21 protein-coding genes are annotated in these 21,687 nt (G+C 42.0%); 10 read left to right on the forward strand and 11 right to left on the reverse strand.

Going from position 1 to position 21,687, the window contains the following annotated elements; genetic code table 11:
• Positions 1 to 30 precede the first annotated feature (30 nt).
• Positions 31 to 1,386, forward strand: coding sequence for an amino acid permease (locus MKY34_RS15445; RefSeq protein WP_342512015.1), 1,356 nt, complete (start codon positions 31 to 33; stop codon positions 1,384 to 1,386).
• A gap of 85 nt (positions 1,387 to 1,471) precedes the next feature.
• Here MKY34_RS15445 and MKY34_RS15450 read toward each other — a convergent pair whose 3' ends face one another.
• Complete coding sequence (locus MKY34_RS15450) at positions 1,472 to 2,605, reverse strand: TerD family protein (RefSeq protein ID WP_342512016.1); 1,134 nt, start codon at positions 2,603 to 2,605, stop codon at positions 1,472 to 1,474.
• A 261-nt stretch (positions 2,606 to 2,866) separates the two neighbouring features.
• On the opposite strand from MKY34_RS15450, the gene MKY34_RS15455 reads away from it, so the two are divergent.
• The 7 genes from MKY34_RS15455 to MKY34_RS15485 all read left to right on the forward strand — a co-directional run bounded on the left by MKY34_RS15455 (position 2,867) and on the right by MKY34_RS15485 (position 9,290).
• Complete coding sequence (locus MKY34_RS15455) at positions 2,867 to 3,292, forward strand: hypothetical protein (protein ID WP_342512017.1); 426 nt, start codon at positions 2,867 to 2,869, stop codon at positions 3,290 to 3,292.
• Positions 3,280 to 3,570, forward strand: coding sequence for a YxcD family protein (locus MKY34_RS15460; protein WP_342512018.1), 291 nt, complete (start codon positions 3,280 to 3,282; stop codon positions 3,568 to 3,570). The genes MKY34_RS15455 and MKY34_RS15460 overlap by 13 nt, the downstream gene beginning before the upstream one ends.
• 934 nt (positions 3,571 to 4,504) lie before the next feature.
• On the forward strand, positions 4,505 to 5,047 hold the full coding sequence (locus tag MKY34_RS15465; protein ID WP_342515280.1) for an XRE family transcriptional regulator: 543 nt from the start codon (positions 4,505 to 4,507) through the stop codon (positions 5,045 to 5,047).
• A gap of 238 nt (positions 5,048 to 5,285) precedes the next feature.
• Positions 5,286 to 6,554 (forward strand): hydroxymethylglutaryl-CoA reductase, degradative, encoded by a 1,269-nt coding sequence (locus MKY34_RS15470; RefSeq protein ID WP_342512019.1) that lies wholly within the window; start codon positions 5,286 to 5,288, stop codon positions 6,552 to 6,554.
• Between the two features lies 1 nt (position 6,555).
• Positions 6,556 to 7,008: a hypothetical protein gene (locus MKY34_RS15475; RefSeq protein ID WP_342512020.1), complete on the forward strand. Its 453-nt coding sequence runs from the start codon at positions 6,556 to 6,558 to the stop codon at positions 7,006 to 7,008.
• The gene (locus MKY34_RS15480) at positions 7,005 to 8,360 is read left to right on the forward strand and encodes a tripartite tricarboxylate transporter permease (RefSeq protein ID WP_342512021.1); all 1,356 of its coding nucleotides are present in this window, start codon (positions 7,005 to 7,007) and stop codon (positions 8,358 to 8,360) included. The genes MKY34_RS15475 and MKY34_RS15480 overlap by 4 nt, the downstream gene beginning before the upstream one ends.
• Positions 8,361 to 8,381: 21 nt before the next feature.
• Entirely contained in the window at positions 8,382 to 9,290 is a 909-nt protein-coding gene (locus tag MKY34_RS15485) for a hydroxymethylglutaryl-CoA lyase (RefSeq protein ID WP_342512022.1), read from the forward strand.
• Positions 9,291 to 9,382: 92 nt separating this feature from the next.
• Here the strand turns inward: MKY34_RS15485 and hprK are convergent, their stop codons facing one another.
• The 3 genes from hprK to MKY34_RS15500 form a co-directional block, all read right to left on the reverse strand.
• The gene (gene hprK, locus MKY34_RS15490) at positions 9,383 to 10,312 is read right to left on the reverse strand and encodes an HPr(Ser) kinase/phosphatase (protein ID WP_342512023.1); all 930 of its coding nucleotides are present in this window, start codon (positions 10,310 to 10,312) and stop codon (positions 9,383 to 9,385) included.
• Between the two features lie 218 nt (positions 10,313 to 10,530).
• Positions 10,531 to 11,352 carry a hypothetical protein gene (locus MKY34_RS15495; protein ID WP_342512024.1) on the reverse strand — a complete coding sequence of 274 codons (822 nt, stop codon included), beginning with the start codon at positions 11,350 to 11,352 and terminating at the stop codon, positions 10,531 to 10,533.
• Positions 11,353 to 11,372: 20 nt separating this feature from the next.
• Positions 11,373 to 15,218: an AAA domain-containing protein gene (locus MKY34_RS15500; protein WP_342512025.1), complete on the reverse strand. Its 3,846-nt coding sequence runs from the start codon at positions 15,216 to 15,218 to the stop codon at positions 11,373 to 11,375.
• A 578-nt stretch (positions 15,219 to 15,796) separates the two neighbouring features.
• Between MKY34_RS15500 and MKY34_RS15505 the strand changes: the two genes are divergently transcribed.
• Entirely contained in the window at positions 15,797 to 16,441 is a 645-nt protein-coding gene (locus MKY34_RS15505; RefSeq protein ID WP_342512026.1) for a hypothetical protein, read from the forward strand.
• Positions 16,442 to 16,517: 76 nt separating this feature from the next.
• On the opposite strand, the gene MKY34_RS15510 is transcribed toward MKY34_RS15505, so the two are convergent.
• The 7 genes from MKY34_RS15510 to MKY34_RS15540 all read right to left on the reverse strand — a co-directional run bounded on the left by MKY34_RS15510 (position 16,518) and on the right by MKY34_RS15540 (position 20,760).
• A complete protein-coding gene (locus MKY34_RS15510) occupies positions 16,518 to 16,652 on the reverse strand; it encodes a small, acid-soluble spore protein L (RefSeq protein WP_342512027.1) in 135 nt (44 codons plus the stop codon).
• 67 nt (positions 16,653 to 16,719) lie between these two features.
• Positions 16,720 to 17,415, reverse strand: a complete 696-nt coding sequence (locus tag MKY34_RS15515) for a pseudouridine synthase (RefSeq protein ID WP_342512028.1) — start codon at positions 17,413 to 17,415, stop codon at positions 16,720 to 16,722.
• Positions 17,416 to 17,466: 51 nt separating this feature from the next.
• Positions 17,467 to 17,637: a hypothetical protein gene (locus MKY34_RS15520; protein ID WP_342512029.1), complete on the reverse strand. Its 171-nt coding sequence runs from the start codon at positions 17,635 to 17,637 to the stop codon at positions 17,467 to 17,469.
• 118 nt (positions 17,638 to 17,755) lie between these two features.
• A complete protein-coding gene (locus tag MKY34_RS15525; protein ID WP_342512030.1) occupies positions 17,756 to 18,577 on the reverse strand; it encodes an alpha/beta hydrolase in 822 nt (273 codons plus the stop codon).
• Positions 18,578 to 18,752: 175 nt separating this feature from the next.
• A complete protein-coding gene (nadD, locus tag MKY34_RS15530; protein WP_342512031.1) occupies positions 18,753 to 19,388 on the reverse strand; it encodes a nicotinate (nicotinamide) nucleotide adenylyltransferase in 636 nt (211 codons plus the stop codon).
• A 24-nt stretch (positions 19,389 to 19,412) separates the two neighbouring features.
• Entirely contained in the window at positions 19,413 to 19,961 is a 549-nt protein-coding gene (locus MKY34_RS15535; RefSeq protein ID WP_342512032.1) for an isochorismatase family cysteine hydrolase, read from the reverse strand.
• Positions 19,962 to 19,983: 22 nt separating this feature from the next.
• Positions 19,984 to 20,760, reverse strand: coding sequence for an NUDIX domain-containing protein (locus MKY34_RS15540; RefSeq protein WP_342512033.1), 777 nt, complete (start codon positions 20,758 to 20,760; stop codon positions 19,984 to 19,986).
• 271 nt (positions 20,761 to 21,031) lie between these two features.
• Between MKY34_RS15540 and MKY34_RS15545 the strand changes: the two genes are divergently transcribed.
• Positions 21,032 to 21,676: a hypothetical protein gene (locus MKY34_RS15545; RefSeq protein WP_342512034.1), complete on the forward strand. Its 645-nt coding sequence runs from the start codon at positions 21,032 to 21,034 to the stop codon at positions 21,674 to 21,676.
• The last annotated feature ends 11 nt before the right edge of the window (positions 21,677 to 21,687 follow it).

The following is a 21,687-nucleotide window of genomic DNA, read 5'->3' on the forward strand; positions in this document are numbered from 1 at the left end:
GAACAGCAGATGCAGAGAGTGGGAGTTCATATGCAGGAACAGAAATTAGATAGAGGGCTGAAAAACAGGCACGTCCAATTAATTGCCATTGGGGGCGCAATTGGAACTGGATTGTTTCTAGGTTCGGGTAAATCGATTCATTTAGCAGGGCCTTCGATTTTGTTCGCTTATATGATTACAGGGGTAATTTGTTTTTTAATTATGCGCGCACTTGGAGAACTACTGTTATCAAATTTGGAATATCATTCTTTTGTAGATTTTGTACAAGATTATTTAGGAAATATGGCGGCATTTATAACAGGCTGGACTTATTGGTTCTGCTGGATCTCAATCGCAATGGCGGATTTGACAGCAGTTGGTCTATATATTCAGTTTTGGTTCCCAGACGTTCCACAATGGATGCCAGCTTTAATCGCTCTAATTATCTTATTGTTAATGAACCTTGCTACGGTGAAACTTTTTGGTGAGATGGAATTTTGGTTCGCCTTAATTAAAATCATTGCGATTATAGCGCTCATTGTTGTTGGGTCATATATGGTTTTCAAAGGGTTTACAACGGATGCAGGTACTGCAAGCTTCTCCAATCTATGGAGCCATGGCGGGTTTTTCCCGAACGGCATGACGGGCTTTATCCTATCCTTCCAAATGGTCGTTTTTGCATTTGCGGGTGTGGAACTTGTCGGTTTAATGGCGGGTGAAACAAAAGATCCTGAAAAAGTTATTCCAAGGGCTATCAATAATATCCCACTACGGATTTTAATTTTCTACATCGGTGCACTAGTAGTGATTATGAGTATTTACCCATGGAATGCGATCAATCCGGCAGAAAGCCCATTCGTTCGCGTCTTTATGGCAGTTGGTATTGCTGCTGCTGCGGGTGTCGTCAATTTCGTCGTCTTGACTTCTGCAGCTTCCGCTTGTAACAGTGCGGTTTTCAGTACAAGCCGAATGGCGTACTCACTTGCTAAAGATAACCATGCGCCGATACCGCTCGCTAAACTAACGGTTAAGAAAGTTCCTTCTAACGCATTATTCTTTTCCACAGCTGTTATTCTAGTCGCAGTGGTCTTGAACTATATCATGCCAGAAGGTGTGTTTACACTCATTACAAGTATTTCTACAGTCTGCTTCATCTGGATTTGGGGCATCACGGTCATTTGTCATTTGAAATACCGTAAAACAAGACCAGAATTGGCGAAAGCAAGTAAATTTAAAATGCCACTTTTCCCAGTTGCCAATTACTTAATCCTTGCTTTCCTTGCATTCATTCTTGTTGTGCTAGGACTAGCCGAAGACACACGTATTGCTTTGTTCTTTACACCAGTATGGTTTATTTTCCTAATTGTCGTTTATAAAATTCGTACTAGAAAGATGACGACTGCATAATATCGATTGAAGTTCATTTAACAGATACTAACCCCCACTGCGCTGATGTCGCAGTGGGGGTTAGTTGTTTACCTTTTTAAATCATTCACTTAAATTCTTCAGGTCCGACATTCATTTTAAAAGTCCCGTCTTTATACAATAGCGGCGATCGTTCTGTGCCGGATTTTGAATACGTTTCCACATGACTGACTTTCATCTCGTGCTTGTCTGTAAAATCCAATTTGGCAATCGCTACCCAATAAGCAAACTTATTATTTTCAAACAAAGGAGATGTGATTTTTTGTCCCATTTGATTGTCAACGATCGCTTTTGCTTTCATCGCTTTAAAACTGCCAATCCCATTGGAGATTGCACTATACGCAGCAAATAAAACATAATTGAGCTGTGATGGATTATGGACAGTAATCGTCTCTTTTCCGGAATTTTGTGCGTCTCCATCTAACGTGATAAATGGTGGCTTATTCGTGCTTCCTAGACTTTTATAGTAAACCTTTCCTTCCGTCCCGTCTTTCAGGACATAGAAGCAGTATAAATCCAAATCTTTTTTGCTTTTCCATTCCAGTGTTGCGACGACTTTAGCTGTTTTCTTTATCGAAATGGTTTCTTGCTTTTTCAAGGTAACGACTAACGGCTTCACTTCTTCTTTTTTCTCAATGGGTGCTGGAGCGACTGGCTCACTTGTAACCTCCAACCCAAAATTCTTACATAAAGAAGGTAGTCCCCCATTGAAGCCACTTCCTACGGCGTTCAATTTCCATTCGCCATTATGACGATACAATTCGCCTACAACAATGGCAGTCTCTTGTTGTAGCTCTTCCCCAAACATAAATGACAACAATACTTTCCCACTCATACGATCCTTCACCAGTAAACTAGCAGAAGTAACTACGTCGAAACTTTGCCCCTTTTTCTCGCCTTCATGGATTGTTAGGGTAAGCGCGATTTTTTGAGTAGCCATCGGAATTTTGTTCAAGGAAAAGTGGATTTCGTTCTTCCCATTTGTAGCACCAAAATGCTTTACGGAGCCATCTATACTCGATGGTTGTCCATAAAATATAAAGCTCTCATCGTTTTTACAACGTCCACTTTCATCTAGTAAGAACGCCGCCCCGTCAATTTCCATTTCTGTGTTAGCCGTTTTCCATTCCAACACAGCAACAATATCCGTAATCGCTGTATTTTTCGTAATATCGACTTTTTGTCCGCGTACGATATTCATACATTCGCCTCCAATATGTATTTACAAGCACTTGCAACCCGTGCTTCTATCCCCTTTTCAACTGTCATCATAACATGTTGGTTACTCAAATTATGCAATTCAAAGACAATTCCCATCATATATCTGAGTAATCTTCGAACATCGAATACATGGCAAAAAAAAATGAAACTTTCTTTGGTTTTCAACGTAAATAGTATAGAATGTATGAATGGTATGTACGTTCTTGTAAAATTTCGTACCAAATTGATGGAGGGTTTGAAAGTGAAAAAATTAGTAGCTGTTTTACTTGTACTCACACTTGTCGTATCGCCGATTGGCAACTTTATCTTTAATGACTATACGACTGCTGAAGCGAAAGGGTACAAATCAGGAAAGAAAAGTTTTAACACCAATACCAGTGATAGTAAGGTAAACAAATCGAATATCGAAAAAAAGAAGGATGATTCGTCAACAACGAAGTCCTCTACTGCTACAAATAAAAAAAGCGGCGGTCTGATGAAAGGGCTCTTAGTCGGTGGACTCGCTGGATTACTATTCGGTAGCTTATTTGCGAACATGGGTATGCTCGGTTCGATTTTAGGCTTTGCCATCAATATGTTAGCGATTGTCTTTTTAATCGTCATTATTCGCAAGGTGTTTACAATGTTGAAAAAGAAGAAAAAGGATAGCGAACCATGGAAAAACTAATCATCCCTGAGCAAGATGTGATAAATGCGATTTGCTTTTATCATGCCCGCAAAAAGTATGTCTTACCTGAACAAGTCGAAGTGGAGCTGATGTATGAAGATGATCGGGGATTTTCTGCGGAAGCTTACGTCAACGGACAACAGCAATTCTTCGACACAGCAGATATGATTGCGGCATTGCGTCTTTGGCTGAAAGAGTTTTTAAACGAAGACCCTTTCGCTGCCGCCATAAAATTAGTATTAGATGACGAAGCAGGCATTATTGCAGAAGTTCAATAAGCCTCCCCTTCGCAAATAAACCACCAAAATCGAGAAAAACACTCCCTGTATCGAATTTAGTATTTTACTAAATCGTTTTCAAACAGGGAGTGTTTTTTCTAACTATATAGGTCACGTCTGGTGATTAGCCAAAAAAGAACTAAATTATTCTCTAGGCACTCTGTATACAATTGCTTTCGGATTGCTTCGGATTGAACAATTTCTATACGATTATCAGGATGTTTCTATGTGTAGGGATGCGACTTCGATAATCATATGGTTATTGTTCACCCGCCGCTTTCCAAAGACATGGAGATACAAAGTGCGTATGCTTTTAGGGACGAATGAGTCGTCGACTCTTTACGTGGAGCGGCGGCCAAAGATGCAATTTTGGCCGCTGAAGCTTTTGCAATGGTCTTTTCTGCCGTTATTGGAGGAAAATTCACTTCCTACTAGATTTTCTATATTAAGAAGCCTAAGCCTTGCTACAAGTGAAGAAGGGACGCGACAGCTACTAATTCGCTACAGCATTATGAAAACGAGTATATCTAGCAATGACGCACTTGTCCCTCAAACAGGAGAAAGTGATTCAGTGAAAACAAAGATGTAAAGCATTTTTCATCAATGTCTTATGCAAGTAAATGATTAATCACCAAGCATATATAGGTTGAACTTATGATATTCATCTCCTCTCCAACGAAGGCGCCTTACATGCGGTCGCCGAAACCGTAAGACTAGCAGTGGTTTTCTGCCTGGCTTATGGCGGGAGGCATCCGCAAGCGCCGAGCGTTGTTAGGAATATTATTTAGTTCCATTTATATAGTTATATCACGACATTACACTAACTATTCTAAATACTTTATCGCGTAGTTGCCTAATGCTAAGATATAGTATACTTTGATTTTAGATGCAATTCTTTTAATTATAGGAGGAGAGTACAATTTATCTTCAACAAATTGGTAAGAAAGTAAAAGAAGCTCGATTAAATATAGCACTCACGCAACAGGCACTGGCTGAAAAATGCAATTTGACAAAAAGTCATATTTCAAAAATTGAAAACGGACAAGCTGCACCTGCTGTAGCAACGTTGTCCAGAATCGCACGAGAGTTAAATGCGCCTTTATCTTGGTTTTTGGAAGCAGATACACAAAACAAAATGTCCATTGTAAGAAGTAAAGAACGAACCGTCAAGGTCGGAGATAAAGATATCGGTTATATGTACGAAACATTGGCAAAACGTCCACATTTCAGCAAAATTGAACCGGTCATTGTCACAGTCTTACCTGAGGCAGAATTAGTAGAACCATTTACACATGCGGAAGATGAATTTATTTATGTACTTTCTGGCTCTATCAATCTTTATTATGATGGTGAATTACACTTTTTAGAACAAGGCGATAGTGCGTACTTCGAGGGCAATGTTCCTCATATTTTTCTTTCGACTGACAATACCGAAGCAAAAGTCTTAACGATGTTCATTCAGGTCGACTCGCTGTAATACATATGCGGAAAGTGCGTGCCGACCTTCCACGCCTCTCTGGACCTACAGCACAATCCTCCTCCCCTCCCAAGTAAATCATGTTCTCCCAATTTAAATGATTTGTTTTCTGAAAGATTCATGTATTTTGAATGAAAAATATTTTAAGTATTTACAATCCAACGATAATCGTGTACTCTTTTGTGTAATGGTATTCAACCAAGTTGAATACCATTACACAAAATAAGGGGTGTTTCGAATGACAAGTACTAGAATTCCAGGATTTTATCGTTTATCAACTAAGGAAAGATTCGATATTGTTACGAAGGGACGCGACTTATCAGAGGATGAAGTAACCTATCTATCCGGCGATCAAGCGCTATCTATGGATTTAGCAGATTCAATGATTGAAAACGTTGTGGGACAAATCAGCATTCCCGTTGGCATTGCAACAAACTTTAAAGTGAACGGAAAAGATACATTCATTCCGATGGCAACTGAAGAACCATCTGTTGTCGCTGCCGCAAGTAATGCAGCAAAAGCGGCATATGAGCATGGTGGATTCTTCACATCTATGAGTGGAACCATTATGCGAGGACAAATTCAAGTACTGAATGTTGCGGATCCTTATGCAGCAAGAGCGAAGATATTTGAACATAAAGATGAGATTTTGAATCATTGTAATGAGAAAGATCCAACGTTAGTTTCTTTAGGTGGCGGAGCGAAAGATTTAGAAGTGCATATTATTCCAACGACGAATCAAACAATGCTTGTCATCCATCTCATTGTTGATACTAAAGATGCTATGGGGGCAAATGCCGTTAACACGATGGCTGAATCCGTTACGCCGACGATTGAATCCATTACAGGTGGCCAAGTTGTACTAAGGATCATTTCCAACTTAGCTGATCGTCGATTAGTTCGTGCAAGAGCGGTATTTTCGGCAGAAGCACTTGGTGGTAAAAAAATCGTGGAAAACATTGTAAGCGCTTTCGAGTTTGCGGACTTTGATCCCTATCGTGCCGCAACTCATAACAAAGGAATCATGAATGGGATTTCGGCAGTTGTATTGGCTACAGGAAATGATACACGCGCGGTTGAAGCAGGAGCGCATGCATACGCATCTATTTCCGGACTCTATAAGTCTTTAACAAAGTGGGAAATAAATGCTGACGGCAACTTATCAGGGTCTATTGAACTTCCAATGGCTGTTGGTATTGTTGGCGGTGCAACGAAAACCCACCCTGTCGCACAGGCTTCCTTAAAAATAATGGACGTACATTCTGCAACAGAACTTGCAGGTTGTATTGCTGCAGCAGGTCTAGCACAAAATGCCGCCGCTTTGCGTGCTTTATCTGCAGAAGGCATTCAAAGAGGTCACATGTCTCTTCATGCGAGAAATTTAGCTGTTATGGCTGGTGCCGATAAGTCAGAAGTCGACCGGATTGTAGCCCAAGCTGTAGCAGAAAAAGACCTTCGTTATGATCGTATTTTGGAAATCACTAAAGCCATTCAAAGAGGTGAATAAATTGTCTAGTAAGCAACCACAGCCGAATGGAACTTCGAATAACGAGTCCACTCACAAAAAGTACTTAGAAATATTAGGCGATACGATTGCACCTAATCAGTTACTCCTATCCATTCTAATCAATATTGCCGTCAGTTTAGGCGCCTATAATGTAGGTCTTCGGTTTTTCCCATCGATCGCCAGCGAGAATATGGTAGCTTCTTATTCCTTGCTTCTTGGTATTACGGGGACTGTCCTATCTCTACTATTCTGTTCGTTTGTATTTAAGCCTAAACGAGTATTAATCGAAGAAGAAACTTCAGTTGAAAGCATGAAAGAAATTTTCGAGGATTTACAATTGGATGTGCAGGAAGAATTGGCTTTAATCGAAAATGACCCTATCACAAGAAAAGAGTTAGAGGACCTTGGTGTGCTAGAGCATTTCAGAGCTCTTGGAGGTGAACAGAAAAAATGAGTTTACTCGTAACCGCCATTTTATTTGCTTTAATTGGAGCGATTGTTTTTTCATTGATTGGATTAATTTCCGGGACAGACGAAACAGCAATCATGGTGCCACTTACTTTATTAGTCATCTTATTGGGCGCTCCGCCAGCAGCTGTTTTTTCGTTTTTCATGGCTGCTGTTCTCGCAAAACATCTAACGCATGCTGTTCCAACGGCATTGATGGGGATTCCGGGTGACACAACTGCAGTCCCATTATTGGACCACGCGACAACATTAAGAAGAATGGGGATGCCCCATGTTGCCCTAAGAAAGATGATTTCTGGCGGCATTATCGGCGCTTTCATCGCCCTACCAACGGCGGTGTTATTAGGACAATTTCTCGGTCAGTTTGCTGATTTCTTCAAATCATCGGCCGGAATAATATTCACGCTCGCGGCTTTATTAATTGCCTATTTCTCAAAAGGTAAATGGGTTAGCGTATTAATGATTATTCCTTTTGCTTTCTTTATTAAAAGCTTGGACTTGATGAGCTTTACGCTATTAGATAAACATTTATCGATCAGTTTCTTCCTAGGAATAGCAGTTGGCCCTATGTTTGCTGATCTTTTATTTGCTACGTCATCCAGCGCTAAACGCGCACTTGAAAGAAGCAAGCCTAAGGAGTACCATCTAGCTCCTGAAACGAAGGCATGGAAGGGGTATTTTCCCAACCCGTTGAAAATACTCACAGGCAGACAAAAGTTTTTCACAGCAATTACGACATTTATTTCCTCCTTAACATTTGTTTTTAGCCCGGTCGGTATGACATCTTTAATGGGCGAAGTTGTAGGATCACGCACAAAAGGTGCTTATAAAAAATCAACAACGAGTTTAACTGTCATGAATGGTGTGACGGAATCTACTTATATCGCAGAAGCGATTATTCCGTTAATTGCTTTCGGGATTCCATTAAGCCCTGTCGCATTAGGCCCAGCTTCCCCATTGTTCAATGCACCACCCGTTTTCACTGTGGAGCCTGTCAAGAACTTGCATACGTACTTGACATCATGGGATTTCTTCCTGTACGGCGCAATCGGTCTGATCGTTGCTTCACTCATTGCTTATCCTTTCTCTATGAACTATGCACGAAAAGCTTCTGTCATTGTCATGAAATTTGTGAGCCAAGAAGCCATTGTTGCCATGTTCATCGGATTGGCTTGTTTGCTTGCTTTTCATGAAGCACAATTTGTCGGTATTGCTCTGACATTTACAGTAGCAGCTGTTGGTGGTCTGTTAAATCGTATTCTTGGTATTGGAGCAGGTGTACAGTTTATGGTGTTCTACGCTTCGGCTTGGATTATGACGGCCTTATTCGGTTTTTAAGAGAAAGGAGATTATCATTACATGACGGTACGTAGATTCCCTACTAGCGTGCATATTCGAGAGGTAGGGCCAAGAGACGGCTTACAGAATGAAAGTACGTTTGTCCCTACAAAAGACAAAATCGAATGGATCAACCAGCTTTCTTCATCTGGACTTAATTATATAGAAGTGACCTCTTTTGTTAATCCGAAATGGATTCCTGCATTATCTGATGCAGAGATTGTGGCGAAAGGGATTCAAAAAGCTCCCAACGTGACTTATGCAGCACTTGTGCCTAATATGAGAGGATTAATCCGTGCTTTGGATAGTCCAATCGATGAAGTTTCCGTTTTTCTTTCAGCGAGCGAATCGCATAATAAGAAAAATATCAACAAGACAATTAGAGAAACAGAGGTTGTATTAGCCGAAGTTACCCGTGAAGCGATTGCCAATCACAAATCGGTAAGAGGCTATCTGTCAACTGTATTTGGCTGTCCCTTTGAAGGCAAGGTCGACATAAATGAAGTCATTCGACTAACAGATTCTTTGTTTGAAATGGGGATAGAAGAACTATCATTGGGTGATACAATTGGCGTCGCGAATCCGGTACATGTTCAAATTGTGTTGGAAGCGCTTCTCAAACGCTATCCACAAGAGAAAATCGCTATGCACTTCCATAACACACGTGGGACTGCGATGGCAAATGTCCTGGCTTCTTTAGAGATGGGAATCACAAAATTTGATAGCTCGCTAGGTGGCTTAGGTGGCTGTCCGTATGCCCCGGGTGCTTCGGGAAATTTAGCAACCGACGATCTCCATTACATGTTAACGAGTATGGGGATTCAAACAAATATCCAAACAGACAAACTCCATTCCGCTGCACTATTCATTCAAGATAAAATGAATAAACCTTTGGACAGTTATACGGTAAAATACGGTATGAAAGATTAACTATATCTCGAAAAAACAAAAACACGTCTCAACCTTCTCTTTCCTGGCTGAGACGTGTTTCGTTTACTTACCCTTTTCCTACCACTCATTTCTTATTCCGAACTCGCATCCGCAATTTCCGCTTCTATACGTTGCATAAACTCTTCTGTTGCACTATAGCCTTCTTGTTTCAAGTACCAGTTATTCGCCGCCGCTTCGATTAACCCTGCGACATCGCGCCCTGGTTGCAGTTGTATTTGAATATGTGGCACTTTCACGCCCATATATTCCACAAACTTCTCTTCCAGCTCCAACTCATTGTTTAAAGCATTTTCCTGCCATTTTGTCAGTTCGATATCGAGTACAATACGCGTCTCATCTTGAAAAGCTGTTCGTCCATATAAACGCACGACATTCAACAGACCGACACTGCGCAATGCAAGAAATTCTCTATTCTTCCCATCGTGGGTACCTAACAGTACTTGTGGACTGATTTTTTTGAGCACGACAATATCATCCGCCACAAGTCGATGTCCTTTACCAATCAATGTATGTGCCGTTTCGCTTTTCCCGACCCCTGACTTGCCTCGTAATAAGATCCCAATGCCCGCCACATTGACACAAACCCCATGTATCGCAATTTCAGCCGCCAATGTCTTCACTAAATACGCATCGAGCTTCGGATTAAATATACTCGTTGCTTCCCGTGTACGCAATACAGGAATGCCTTCCTCTGCACAGTATTGCAGTAAGCCCACAGGCTCCTCCTGCTGCCATGTAATAATGATACACGGTGGATTGTACTTCACAATATTGCCAATCCGCATTTTGCATTCCTCATCACTCAGTGTATGTAAATAGTTAATTTCATTTTTCCCTAAAATTTGAATATGCTCCATCCCGATAAACGCAAAGTCATCGATAAATTCTAGTCCAGGACGGCGTGTCTCGGATTTTAGGATGATACGATGAAGTTGGTCTTGTCCAGTTAGTACTTCCAGTGAAAACTTCGTCATTAACGCTTCAACAGTTATTGATTTCATCTCGCTCACCTACTCCATTCTTAGGGGCTTTATACAAGCTCCCCTACTACGGTGTATCTCTATTCATCAATTACGCCCCAGCGTGTAATTGCGTCTGGATTTTTTCGAGCTCGAAAAGCTCCCCTTAAAAAATCCGTGACATCCGCCGGAGGCTTTTCTCTGGGTTCAGCTGGATTTCGAACGCTCACTAAACAGTAAGGGCACGTGCATTCATCCCATCACTTATGGAAGTGAAGGTTTTCTGTAGCTGACGCTTCGCTTTCAGTACAAAAAAATTTGCTGAATTCAGAGAAATAATCTTCGCGCCATTTCTTCCGCTCTTTATCATTAACTTGCGCTTCAAGCGTTGCGTCCCACTGGTTGGTTAGTGTATTCCAAATGCGTGCGTATAAGACATCTTCCGCCTGATTATACAGTCGAAACTCCAAGCAAGGTACGGTATCGGTTTGGACTGTAGTTGCAGAGACGATTTTAGAAATGACGATCTGCAAATTGCCTTCACTCGATTCAATGCCGAGCGATTGTAAGGCAGCGACTGCATCTAGTTTCGCTAGCGACTTCACTGTCCAATCCGCAAATTCCTGCTGATAGCGGTACAGTTCTTGTTTTTCCGAGGACAGTTCTTCTACATCTCCTGTCAAAAACGACTGATGGCATGGACTGTAACAGGCTGTTTGACTAGCGTCCTCGGGTTCATGTTCAAAAATCCCCTTCTCCAGCTGTTGCTCCCCTAGATCGGTCAACGTAAAAACATCATCGATCTTGTCAATCATCTTTGTTCTCGTCATTTTGTCAATTAAATCATTAATGAAGAGCTGTTCAACGAGCAACATATCACTAAGTTCAGTTGCTGTTGCAATCGATCCTTTTTGAAAAGCAAGTAACATCATTTTCATGAGAATATCCATTGTTGTGCGCTTAACCGTCTGGAATGCAATGTCGATGGAATGAACGGGAACTCCCCAAGCCAACGTATCCATGATTTTCACATTGAAGTCCTGCTGAAGTTCCCTCGTCAATCGTTGCTTTACTTCCTTCATTGCGCTCGTTCCCCACTCTCTCACAATTTACCATATGTTTCAAACGCTCTAAAACCATTTTTCTGTTTAATATCTGCCAATAAACGTCCGTACATGTCCCTCGAACTTTGGTGTTTGGTCCGCACGGTAAACATGTCCGAGCTGCCGACAATAATGAGCAATTCACGCGCACGTGACAAGGCGACATTTAAGCGACGATAATCCCGTGCAAAGCCGATGTCTCCGCCCTTCTCCTCATGATTTCGTACGAAGCTCAAAATAATGACGTCCATTTCCATCCCTTGGAATTTATCTACGGACCCTGTTCGATAATGCAAATGTTCTGGCATGAGTTCGTGTTGCAGTAAGCGGTCAATACGCTTCACTTGTTCCCCATAATAACTTATGACGCCGACACTCTTTTTAGCCTCTTGCTCCATGCGTCCTTCTTGCTTCGCTCGATTCGTTGCGTCATCTAAATCGACGAGTAGCTTGTTGATCATCGTCAATTCGGCTTGGTTAAAGCGACTTGTACCGCCCTTCACTTTCTCTTCAAAGTATGCCGGTTTGTTTGGCATATCAAACCACAGAAGATGGTCGTTGCGCTTAATATAGCGAGAGGTCAGCAAATGATCCCGTGCGGCATCCGAATCTGTTAAGCCACATTGCAAGCTGTAATTCCCTTCTTCGTAAAAGGGCGTAATCGTTTGCATGATGCTTTCGTGCATCCGGTATTGAATCCCAAGCATCGTCTTATTTTGTTTAGGTAACGTTCTGAAAAGACGCTCAAATAACGATTCGTTTAACAGTTGTTTAAATTCTTTCTTCTCTTGTTGATTATCGATTTCCTCCAGAAACTCCTCTAACGTTTCTTGTCCAACGAGTGGCGGTAACTGATGATGATCGCCGACTAAAATAATCTTTTTCCCTTTTAGCATCGGCAGTAGCAATTCGGGAGGAGTCGCTTTTGACACTTCATCGATGATGACCACATCGAATGTCGGATACTCTTCCATAAAATCACGCCGTGCAGACGCGACACATGTTGTACCGATAACATTGGCATGTTGTACATAGAGCTTACGAATTTCATCCAAATCATAATCATTGGCCTCTGTTAATAGCGTTAACCATTGTTGTTGCAACGCATGTGTAATCGGCATCCGCTCTTTGTCCTTTGCCAATGTTTGGAGTTGATCTGATATGGCTTCGAATGCATGAAGTGCCTGTCGACGCTCTTCCTCTGGCTTTTGTTGCAGTATGTCCGCCAATTCAGCAAGCACTGTTTGCTGTTTCGCAGATGCTTCTTGTAACGATTGACTCTCCTCGCTCACTGCTTGAAGTGTCGAAATCGTCTGTTCCAGTTGTTTGGCCGTCTCTTCTGCATCGCTATGAATCGCCTCTAACTCCTGTACAGAACGATCAAGCGTAGCCTTAGCTTGTTGATGTTCCGCATAGACTTGCTCTTTAGACGCCAACTCTTCCTGCAACATATACAGCGCCGTCGTTTCATCGACAGTATCGAGTAATGCCCGGAAATTGGCACTTGTTTGTTGGTGTTGTTGGCAGTCCAATTGACGCTGTTCCGCCTCTTGTTCCATCACGGTCCTTTCTTGCTCTAAACTAGAAATCGATTGCTGCACATACTCGCCCATTGCGGTTTTTATCGCTGTAAATAGCTGTTTGGATTGTTGAAGCAATTGATTTTGTTGTTCGAATGCAGCACTTTGGCCTTTCGCATAGGATCGACGTTCACGTAGCATTTCTAACGCGATGGCTATTTTTTCAAGATAGTCATACCTTTCAGGCGAATAACTTCTAGATTCCAACGTACTCTTCGTCTTCGGTGCAATTAAAAAGCGCCCGATTTGGTCAATCATGCCATGGATATCCGCTACTGACGTATATTTATGATTGAGTCCTCGCTGCGTAGAAGGGTACAAAAATCCGTGTTTCTTCAATAATCCTTCGATATTCGCAATTGCCGTCGACAGCCGAACTGTAAGACTTTGCCATTCACTGTAGGCATTCATTGACTGATTCGATTGGATGTCACTAATTTGACGTTCCAATGAGGTGATTTGTTGGTTGATTGCTATTGGCGGTACAATTTCACAAGCTACTAGTTGCTCTTTCAGCTCATCCAATTTGACAATCACCGTTAACTCGTTCAAAAAGGCATGGAGTGTGTCGAGCGTGTGCTGTTTTACTTCGCGTGCTTGTTGAATCGCAGCCAGCGAATGTTCTGTATCTTGTATCTGTTGGAGCGTTTGTCGATAGCTAATGGTATTTTGCAGTTCTTTTATTTGCTGCGCTAACTGCTCCATTTGTGCAATCGTCTGCGCGCTCATGTCTTGCGCTTCTATCTGTTGTTCAATGTACTGGCGAGTTGTTGCTATTTCAGCAGCGGTCTGTTCGAGCGTTGCTTGTTTGCTAATGAGTGCCTCACGTTCTACAGTTAGACGCTCTAGCTTTTTCGTCAGCACATTGAGCTCCTTTGTACATGTCGCCTGCTCTTCTTGGGCAGCTTTTTTCAAGATAATTTTCTCTGCAAGTGTATCCAATTCCTGCTGCAAATCTTGTAACTCAGTTTCACAAAAACGAATATCCTCGTCCAGCTGCGTAGCTCTTTCGGAATGAGACTGCAGTTGTTCATTGACGGCCGCTAGCGTCTGATTTTTCCAATTAAGCGCCACATTTTCTTCGATAAATTTTTTGCCTTCTTCTTCAATGCTCTCTGTTCGTCCATAGCGCAAAATCCGAATATCTTGATGCGACAATAATCGACCGAGCGCATTGTCTACCGCTAAATTCGCTTGAGATGCGACGAGTGTGCGCAATCCGGCTTTGACGTTCTGGTGACAAATTTCGGAGATAACGGTCGTCTTGCCCGTTCCTGGTGGTCCTTGAATGACATACAGATCATGAGAGGTCATGGCGCCCGTGACCGCTTCTTTCTGAAATTTGTTTAATGTATTATGAAAAACGAGTTGGGGCTGTTTATTTGAAATACGCACAGTCGGGCGCTCTTCAAACAGGACTTTTTCAAGATTAGCATTGGCAGCCAAGCCATCTTGTAGATCCTTGAAGCCTTTTCGCAAACGCCGTACTTGGCTCAGCTCCGCGAAATTGCTGAACGTCACTTCCTTATGCGATTTGAGGTGCCATTTATTTTGACGAGCCAGCTCTTTATAGTGACGGTTGAGCTCAATCTCGACAATCCCCTTCGATTGATAGGCATTCAAAACGTTTCCAATGTCCTGTGAAGCCCCTGTCATTTTCGCACTAAACCCTTTAATGGCACGCCAATCCGCGGCCTTCAAACCACTGCAGGTAAGCCGTAATTTGCTGAAATCTTCACTAAAACTCGCACGCGAAAAAGCCGACGTCACATCTGCGACATCTGCATTGCGTTCTTGAATGCGCAAATACCCTTCCCAACTGGCAATCCGCTTCTTTACATATTCCGATCGTTCCTCGGCAATTGGTAGCTCACGAAGACTTGTATACAATTCAACAGGCATCGTCGCCCCACTATTTCGACCTAGTTGAAACTTTAGACGTATTGGAAGGCGGCGATTTGTGCGGACAACCTCTTTGCGGCCTCTCACATGAAAACCTGTTGCCAGAAAACCATCGTGCTGATACACACATTCCATGACGGCCACTTTACCCTCAAGTCGTTTCGCTAATACATCATTCGTATCATTATCAAAGAACAAGGAAAACGACATATTGCCTTGTCGATTGGTCGGACGTTTTTCAATATGTATATCAAATGCGTCTTGCATCGCAAAAAAAGCGTGCTCATCCTTTGTAAACTTGGCCATTCCTTTACGAGCGTTATCCGTTATTCCTAGGCCGCATCGCATCACTTGCTGTTTCACTTAGCATGCCTTCTTTCTACAAACCTTTACCTGGATTCAGCCAGATTTTGAACTTCGACTGAATCCAGATAAAAGTCAGCACCTCCTCCGAGATAACTGACTTCTAACGTTTACTTATCTGATTATAAGGTGCTTACATTTCTCTTATTATATTAATAAACCATACAATCCCTCATACTGTGTAAAAGTAAGTACAAAGAGATTATCCGTCTAGGCTCGGGGCGCTAGATGCTTGGAGGCTCACAGGATGTGAGTCACGCAGTCGTTGCCGCGGGACGCGGCGAACTTAGACTGTGTTCCTTGAAAGTCAAGCCGACTCTGTGGCAAAGACCGCCACGCCATCGACCCGTCTTATGCCTGTCGCATCTAAGCAGGCACCCTGCGCTTTTGTACTTATCCTATGCATATTGTAATGTATTTTCAATAGAAAGTCCCGTCATTTCCAGCTGTTCACACAATCCTGCTTTTTAGCAAATGGATTCATTTTGAAAATGTAGGTCTACCCATGCTATGATTGAGGTAAAGGCTTTTGCTATCCAGCGAAGGTCGCGTATACAGCAGATTGGGAGAGAGAATGAGTGGATAAAAAAGAGCGGCAGTTAGTCGAACATTATTACAATAAGTTTTCCGTAAGAAATTTTGATGAAAAAGATCTATATAGTTTTTTGGTTTTAACACGAAAAGAAGCAGAAGACATAACGGTCATGAAAGAACTTAATGATTTTGTTGTACATAGAGAACAAAGTATGGGCTATGTCAAAGAATACTTAGATACGTGTAAGCACATCATCACAAATCTTGAAAAAGAGAAAAAACGCAAAAAAATTGAAGAGCTCTTCTCTTTCAAAGAAATACGCAATGGCTTTAATGCGCTATTTTTAAAATGTGGCTTCGACAAATTACCCACTGAAATTATTAATGATTTCATTGTATGTTTAATTTCTTTATTGCAGGGCGTTGCCATCGTCTCCGGAAATTTGAACAAAGAAATCGGTCATTTAAGCTTTGCGGCCTCTAGTAAGGAGCTTTTTTTAATGGGCAATATGAAGACGTTGAGCAAAGGACGTTATATTCCCGTGACGTTTCCTGTGCTCTCCGTGAAAAATATGTACGAAGACGTAAAACCTCAAGATGCCAATGACACACCTTATCTTTTTAACGATCAACTGATTGAAGTAATCAATGTAGATCGGCAGTTGGTTATCACTTTCCCACAAATTTAGGCATGGCAATACCAATGAGAAGCAGTCACGTATAGTTTAAACGCGGCTGCTTCTCATTGTCATATCACTCGTGAATTTATTTTGTATTTTTCTTTTTAGCCGCATTTTCCAATTTCGTTGTGGGCTCTTGTGCAAACTCTGTATTGCCATTTCCTTGCGGTGTGACGCTCGTTGCTTTTTTGCCTTTGTTGCGATTATTACTTTTCGCCATTGCTTTCACCCCCGTTTTCGACAATACAGCTAGTATATCCAAACGAGGGTAAGCTACTCCCCATGGTTTATTTCAACTTTGCAACCTCTTCTTCAGATAATGCGCGCCATTCACCTATCGCTAATGTCCCTAGTTGAAGTTCTTTCATGCGCACTCGCTGTAAACGTGTGACCGTATACTGAAAACGTCTGCACATGCGCCGAATTTGACGGTTTAAGCCTTGTGACAACGTAATTTTAAAGCAATAATCATCGATTTGAACAACTTTACAAGGCTTTGTTCGGGTATAGTCTTTTTTTCGAGGGTTATAAATGTCTACGCCCTTTGCCATATCCTCTATAAATATTGCGGTAATTTTCTTATCGACAGTCACCAAATAATCTTTTTCATGATTATTTTCTTCTAGCAACAGTTCATTAACAATGCTACCATCATTGGTTAACAAAATAAGCCCTTCTGAGTCCTTATCGAGCCGTCCTACAGGAAAAATACGTTCTGGATAATTCACAAAGTCAATAATATTCCCCCCAATATGACTCGCCGCTGTGCATATAATTCCCCGTGGTTTGTTCAGCATCACATAAATATCCCGTTGTTTCGCCGCAATTCGTTGTCCGTCGACTTCGACTCGGTCCCCTTCATCAATCACTTGTCCTAGCGCAATCAGCTGACCATTCACAGTAACCTTACCTTCTTTAATCAACGCATCAGCCTTGCGCCTTGAACAAAATCCTGATGAACTAATAAATTGATTGAGCCGCATACTTGTCCTCCATCTACAAACTATATTTCCAAAACTGTTAACTCGCTACTTTCACGACCAATTAGAAATGAGTCGAATCATCGATTTCACACCGAAAAACAACATACGAAAAGGTAAGATGATTAACTCAGGAATCCCTAATACTACATCCAGAAAGAAATCGCCACGTGTGTACTGTTCGTTTTGACGTTTCCGTTTCTCTTTTCTTCGACGTTTTAGCAAGTTACACGCCCCCATCCCGAACCATTTAGTCTAAAATTATACCATATCCTTACTATCCGCATACCTATAGCAAAAACCAGCCATTCGAAATTATGGCTGGTTTTCATCTTCTTATTCATTATGCAATATACGCACAGTTTTTGCTCAACGAAACCTTGTCTTGTCGCTGCCGTTCTGCTAAAAATTGTAGCGCCTGTTGATTGAATTCAGCATGCTTTTCGATATTGCACACATGACCACATGATGCAATAATATGCAAATCAGCCGCTTCGTCTCCAAGCGTATCTTCTTTGACAGGCCCAAGAAACATATAATCTTGGTCGCCCATAATATAGAGCTTCGGAATGACGTCTTTTTTCGTATCCACCTGCGGATAAATCGCACCGACGTTCGCCGCAAAACGGTACCATTTGATAAATCCTTTTTGCCGAAGTTTCTTCGCTTCTTTAATGAAAATATCGCGTGATTTCTTATGATGCGCTTTCGGCATTAAAATCCGTGCAAATGTTTTATAGAGCCACATGTATGGAACGACACTTTTTAAGAGATTACCCGTTTTCAAAATGACCTTTGCAGCAGGCGTGAAACGGATAATCGCTCCACCTAAAATCATACTTTTAATGCGACTCGGCGCGTAAATATGCATGGCGTGTAAAATAATTGAACCAAGACTAATCCCTGCAAAATGCGCTTTCTCAATAGATAGCCCGTCGAGCACCTTCACCACATCTTTCGACAAGAGTTCTGGCGTATAATCAGGTACTTCAGGTTTATAATTCACCGACCCACCATGATCACGTAAATCTATAAAAAGAAGGTTATAATGCTTTTTAAATGCTTCTACTTGCTTGTACCAAATATTCGAATTGCCACCCAATCCGTGAAGGAATACGACCCACTCATGCTTTGGGCTCACGATGTGTGTTTCATGATATAACAAATGAACTGTCCCCTTCTCTATCACTATCAATTTGCTTTAATCGACCATTATCAAAATGCTACTCTATTGTAATGTATTTTCTGATTTATGTCGTGCTTGAATAGTAATAAGAGAACAAATTCTTTTGAAACACGCTTTTTTTTAGACACAAATTCTAGGGGACTTATCAACGAAATCATTCAGATTTATCGTGCAAACTCGTATAGAGTGAATGCTCCTTAATGTAGTAATAGCAAGCTTCCGGCAGCAAATAACGTGGCTCGCCTCCCATCGAAAACTCTTCCCGAATATAGCGAGAGCTAATCGACATCGACAGCCCTTTATCGATTAAATGAAAGGTATTGCCGTCATCATAATTTCTCAATAGCGCAGATTGACTAATCGCTTGCAACATATTGATTCCTTCGCGAGCCATCACGATAAATTTATTTTCTCGAATGAGTGATTCAGCCTGTCCCCACTTACCGGCACCGATATCTACTAGTAAATCAGCGCCCATTATAAAGTAGATTTCATCGCCTTTGTATATCTCTTTAAAATGTCTCAATGTTTCATAGCTTGTTACATTCCAAGGTTGTTGCTGCATTTCATAATCATCCGCTATAAATTTATCGTGATCTTGGATTGCCAACTGCACCATTTCCCACCGATGCTCGTCAGTGGTTTGCATCGTTTTATCTCTACGTTTATGTGAACAAGGAAGAAAAATGACTTTATCCAATTGACAACGGTGCGCAATCGTACTTGCCGTCCATAAATGTACGTTGGTGATTGGATCAAATGATGATCCATAAATCCCGATTTTCGCCATACTCTTGCCCTCCTTCAGTTGGCCTTACACCACTTCAGCACCTAATGTGTTGGCAAAATGCCCAAGTGCCCAGTCATGCCCCGCCTGATTGAAACTTGCTACACCTCGTTCGTGTATGACAATTTTGTAGCCTTTGTTGTACGCATCAACAGCCGTATGGAGAATACAAATATCCGTACAGACTCCGACAAGATGTAGCTCAGTAATGCCTCGCTCGCGCAATGTAAGATCCAAATTCGTTCCGGCAAAAGCAGAATATCTCGTTTTATCGATCCATAATACTGCATCATTCGCTTCGTTTGCTTGATAAAGTGTGTTCAACTCCCCATACAATTCCCTCCCTGCTGTATGCTCGATATTATGGAGTGGAAACAACTTAGACTCCGGATGGTAAGGATCATGTTCTTTATGTACATCTATTAAAAAAACGACCAACTCATTGTTGTCAATGAAGGTCTTTGTCAAGTCACAAATATACGGCAACAGCTGCTGCCCTGGTTCTCCACATGTCAATTTCCCTTCTGGTGCGACAAAATCATACGTATAATCAATGTTCAATAACGCTTTTTTCATGATAAACTGCCTCCTCTTTTTCTTAATATCTCGCTGTGTAAATGGGTTTCATAACATCCATATCGATAAACTCATACAACTGAGCCGGCGATTTCGATGTTCTCTGTGTCTTTTCACCAGGAACCGCCTGAATGAAAGGCAATGTCTTTATTTTTCGTGCAAAACTTTGATCGCTCACAATGGCCGGATCCTTCGTTACGGTCAGTAATAGTGCTTGCAGTTCTGAGTAGGTAAAGTGCTTCGGTAAAAAGTTTTGGGCAACTGTTGTTTGTAGCAGGTCGTTTGTAATGCAGCGAATTGCCTCTTTGATAATGTCATAATGGTCGAACGCCAAGTCCAATCGCAAGACGTCTTCAATGGAGAACAATTCCACTTCCGCCGCATCGTCGTTTGCTGCTCTTGCCGTCAGCGCATGTTCAGGTACAATTGCATAATGTGCATTCGTAATCATCCAACCACGCGGATCCCTCCCCGGTTTGTCGTAGACACCAAAATGCTGAATGTGAATGCCACTTACACCGGTCTCTTCCTCTAATTCTCTCTGCGCCGCTTCAAAACCCGATTCATTGTCCTGGACAAAGCCTCCCGGCAAAGCCCATTTAGCCGCTTCAATATTAGGGTGCCCTTCTGCATTGAGCAAGGCTCGTTTAATGAGTAAGAGCTTCAACGTCATGTTAGGTGGCGTGTGCGCTGTGAGTTGCTTCGATGTAATTGTGAAAACGGCTATATCTGACGTATAGCCATCAGGCGTTCGAAATAAACGATTATCGTATTGACTTAGCGCTTCTTCATTAGACATTGCACAGCCTCCTTGTGTAATCGCGCTTTTTGATTAACAATTCGTTAACCATTAATCACAGTGTACACCCGTCTATTTGAATAGTCAATAAATAATGTCGATTGGTGTTCAGTTGCTAGTAGACATGTCGAAATACCCCCATTGAGCTCACTCCAACTGTCTTTTTCCACCAAAATCAAGCAACTCAATCATTCTTTCGTTAGAAAGTACAAGCAAGTCATTCTCTCAAAAATATACTAGAGTAAGGTCATAGAAAGTTGAGTTGATCATTATGTGTGCTAAAATTTTTTCCACTGGCTGTTGTACAGGTACTGCTGGTCCTACTGGCGCAACAGGAGCTACAGGTAGTACCGGTGCAACTGGACCCACAGGAGCTACAGGCAGTATCGGCGTAACTGGACCCACAGGAGCTACAGGCAGTATCGGCATAACTGGACCCACAGGAGCTACAGGCAGTATCGGCGTAACCGGACCCACGGGAGCTACAGGGCCTACCGGGACAAGTGTGACCAGCAATTCCATGTATGCATCCAACACTACCGGGAGCACAATCGTCGTATTACTCGGGGGAACTAGTATTCCTCTTCCTAACAACCAAAGCTTAGATGGTTTCACCGTCAATGGGGCTAACACGACATTCACCGTTCCTTCAACAGGTCGCTATTACGTGACCTATCAAATAAGTACAACCGTTTCACTGCTTGCGAGTTCCCGACTCCTGCTAAATGGATCTACTCCAATTCCTGGTTCAATCGTCTCTCCAGCATTAGCTGCATCAAGTTATAATAATGACTTGATTGTCTCTTTATCAGCAGGGGACACCCTCTCACTCCAATTTTTCGGATTGCTAGCTACTATCATTTTAGTCGGAGGTGGTGCAACGGGAGCCGCCCTCACAATCATCCGCGTGAGTTGAGACTCCTCCCC

Origin of the sequence: Sporosarcina sp. FSL K6-1522, from assembly GCF_038622445.1 — a bacterium.
Taxonomy (GTDB): domain Bacteria; phylum Bacillota; class Bacilli; order Bacillales_A; family Planococcaceae; genus Sporosarcina.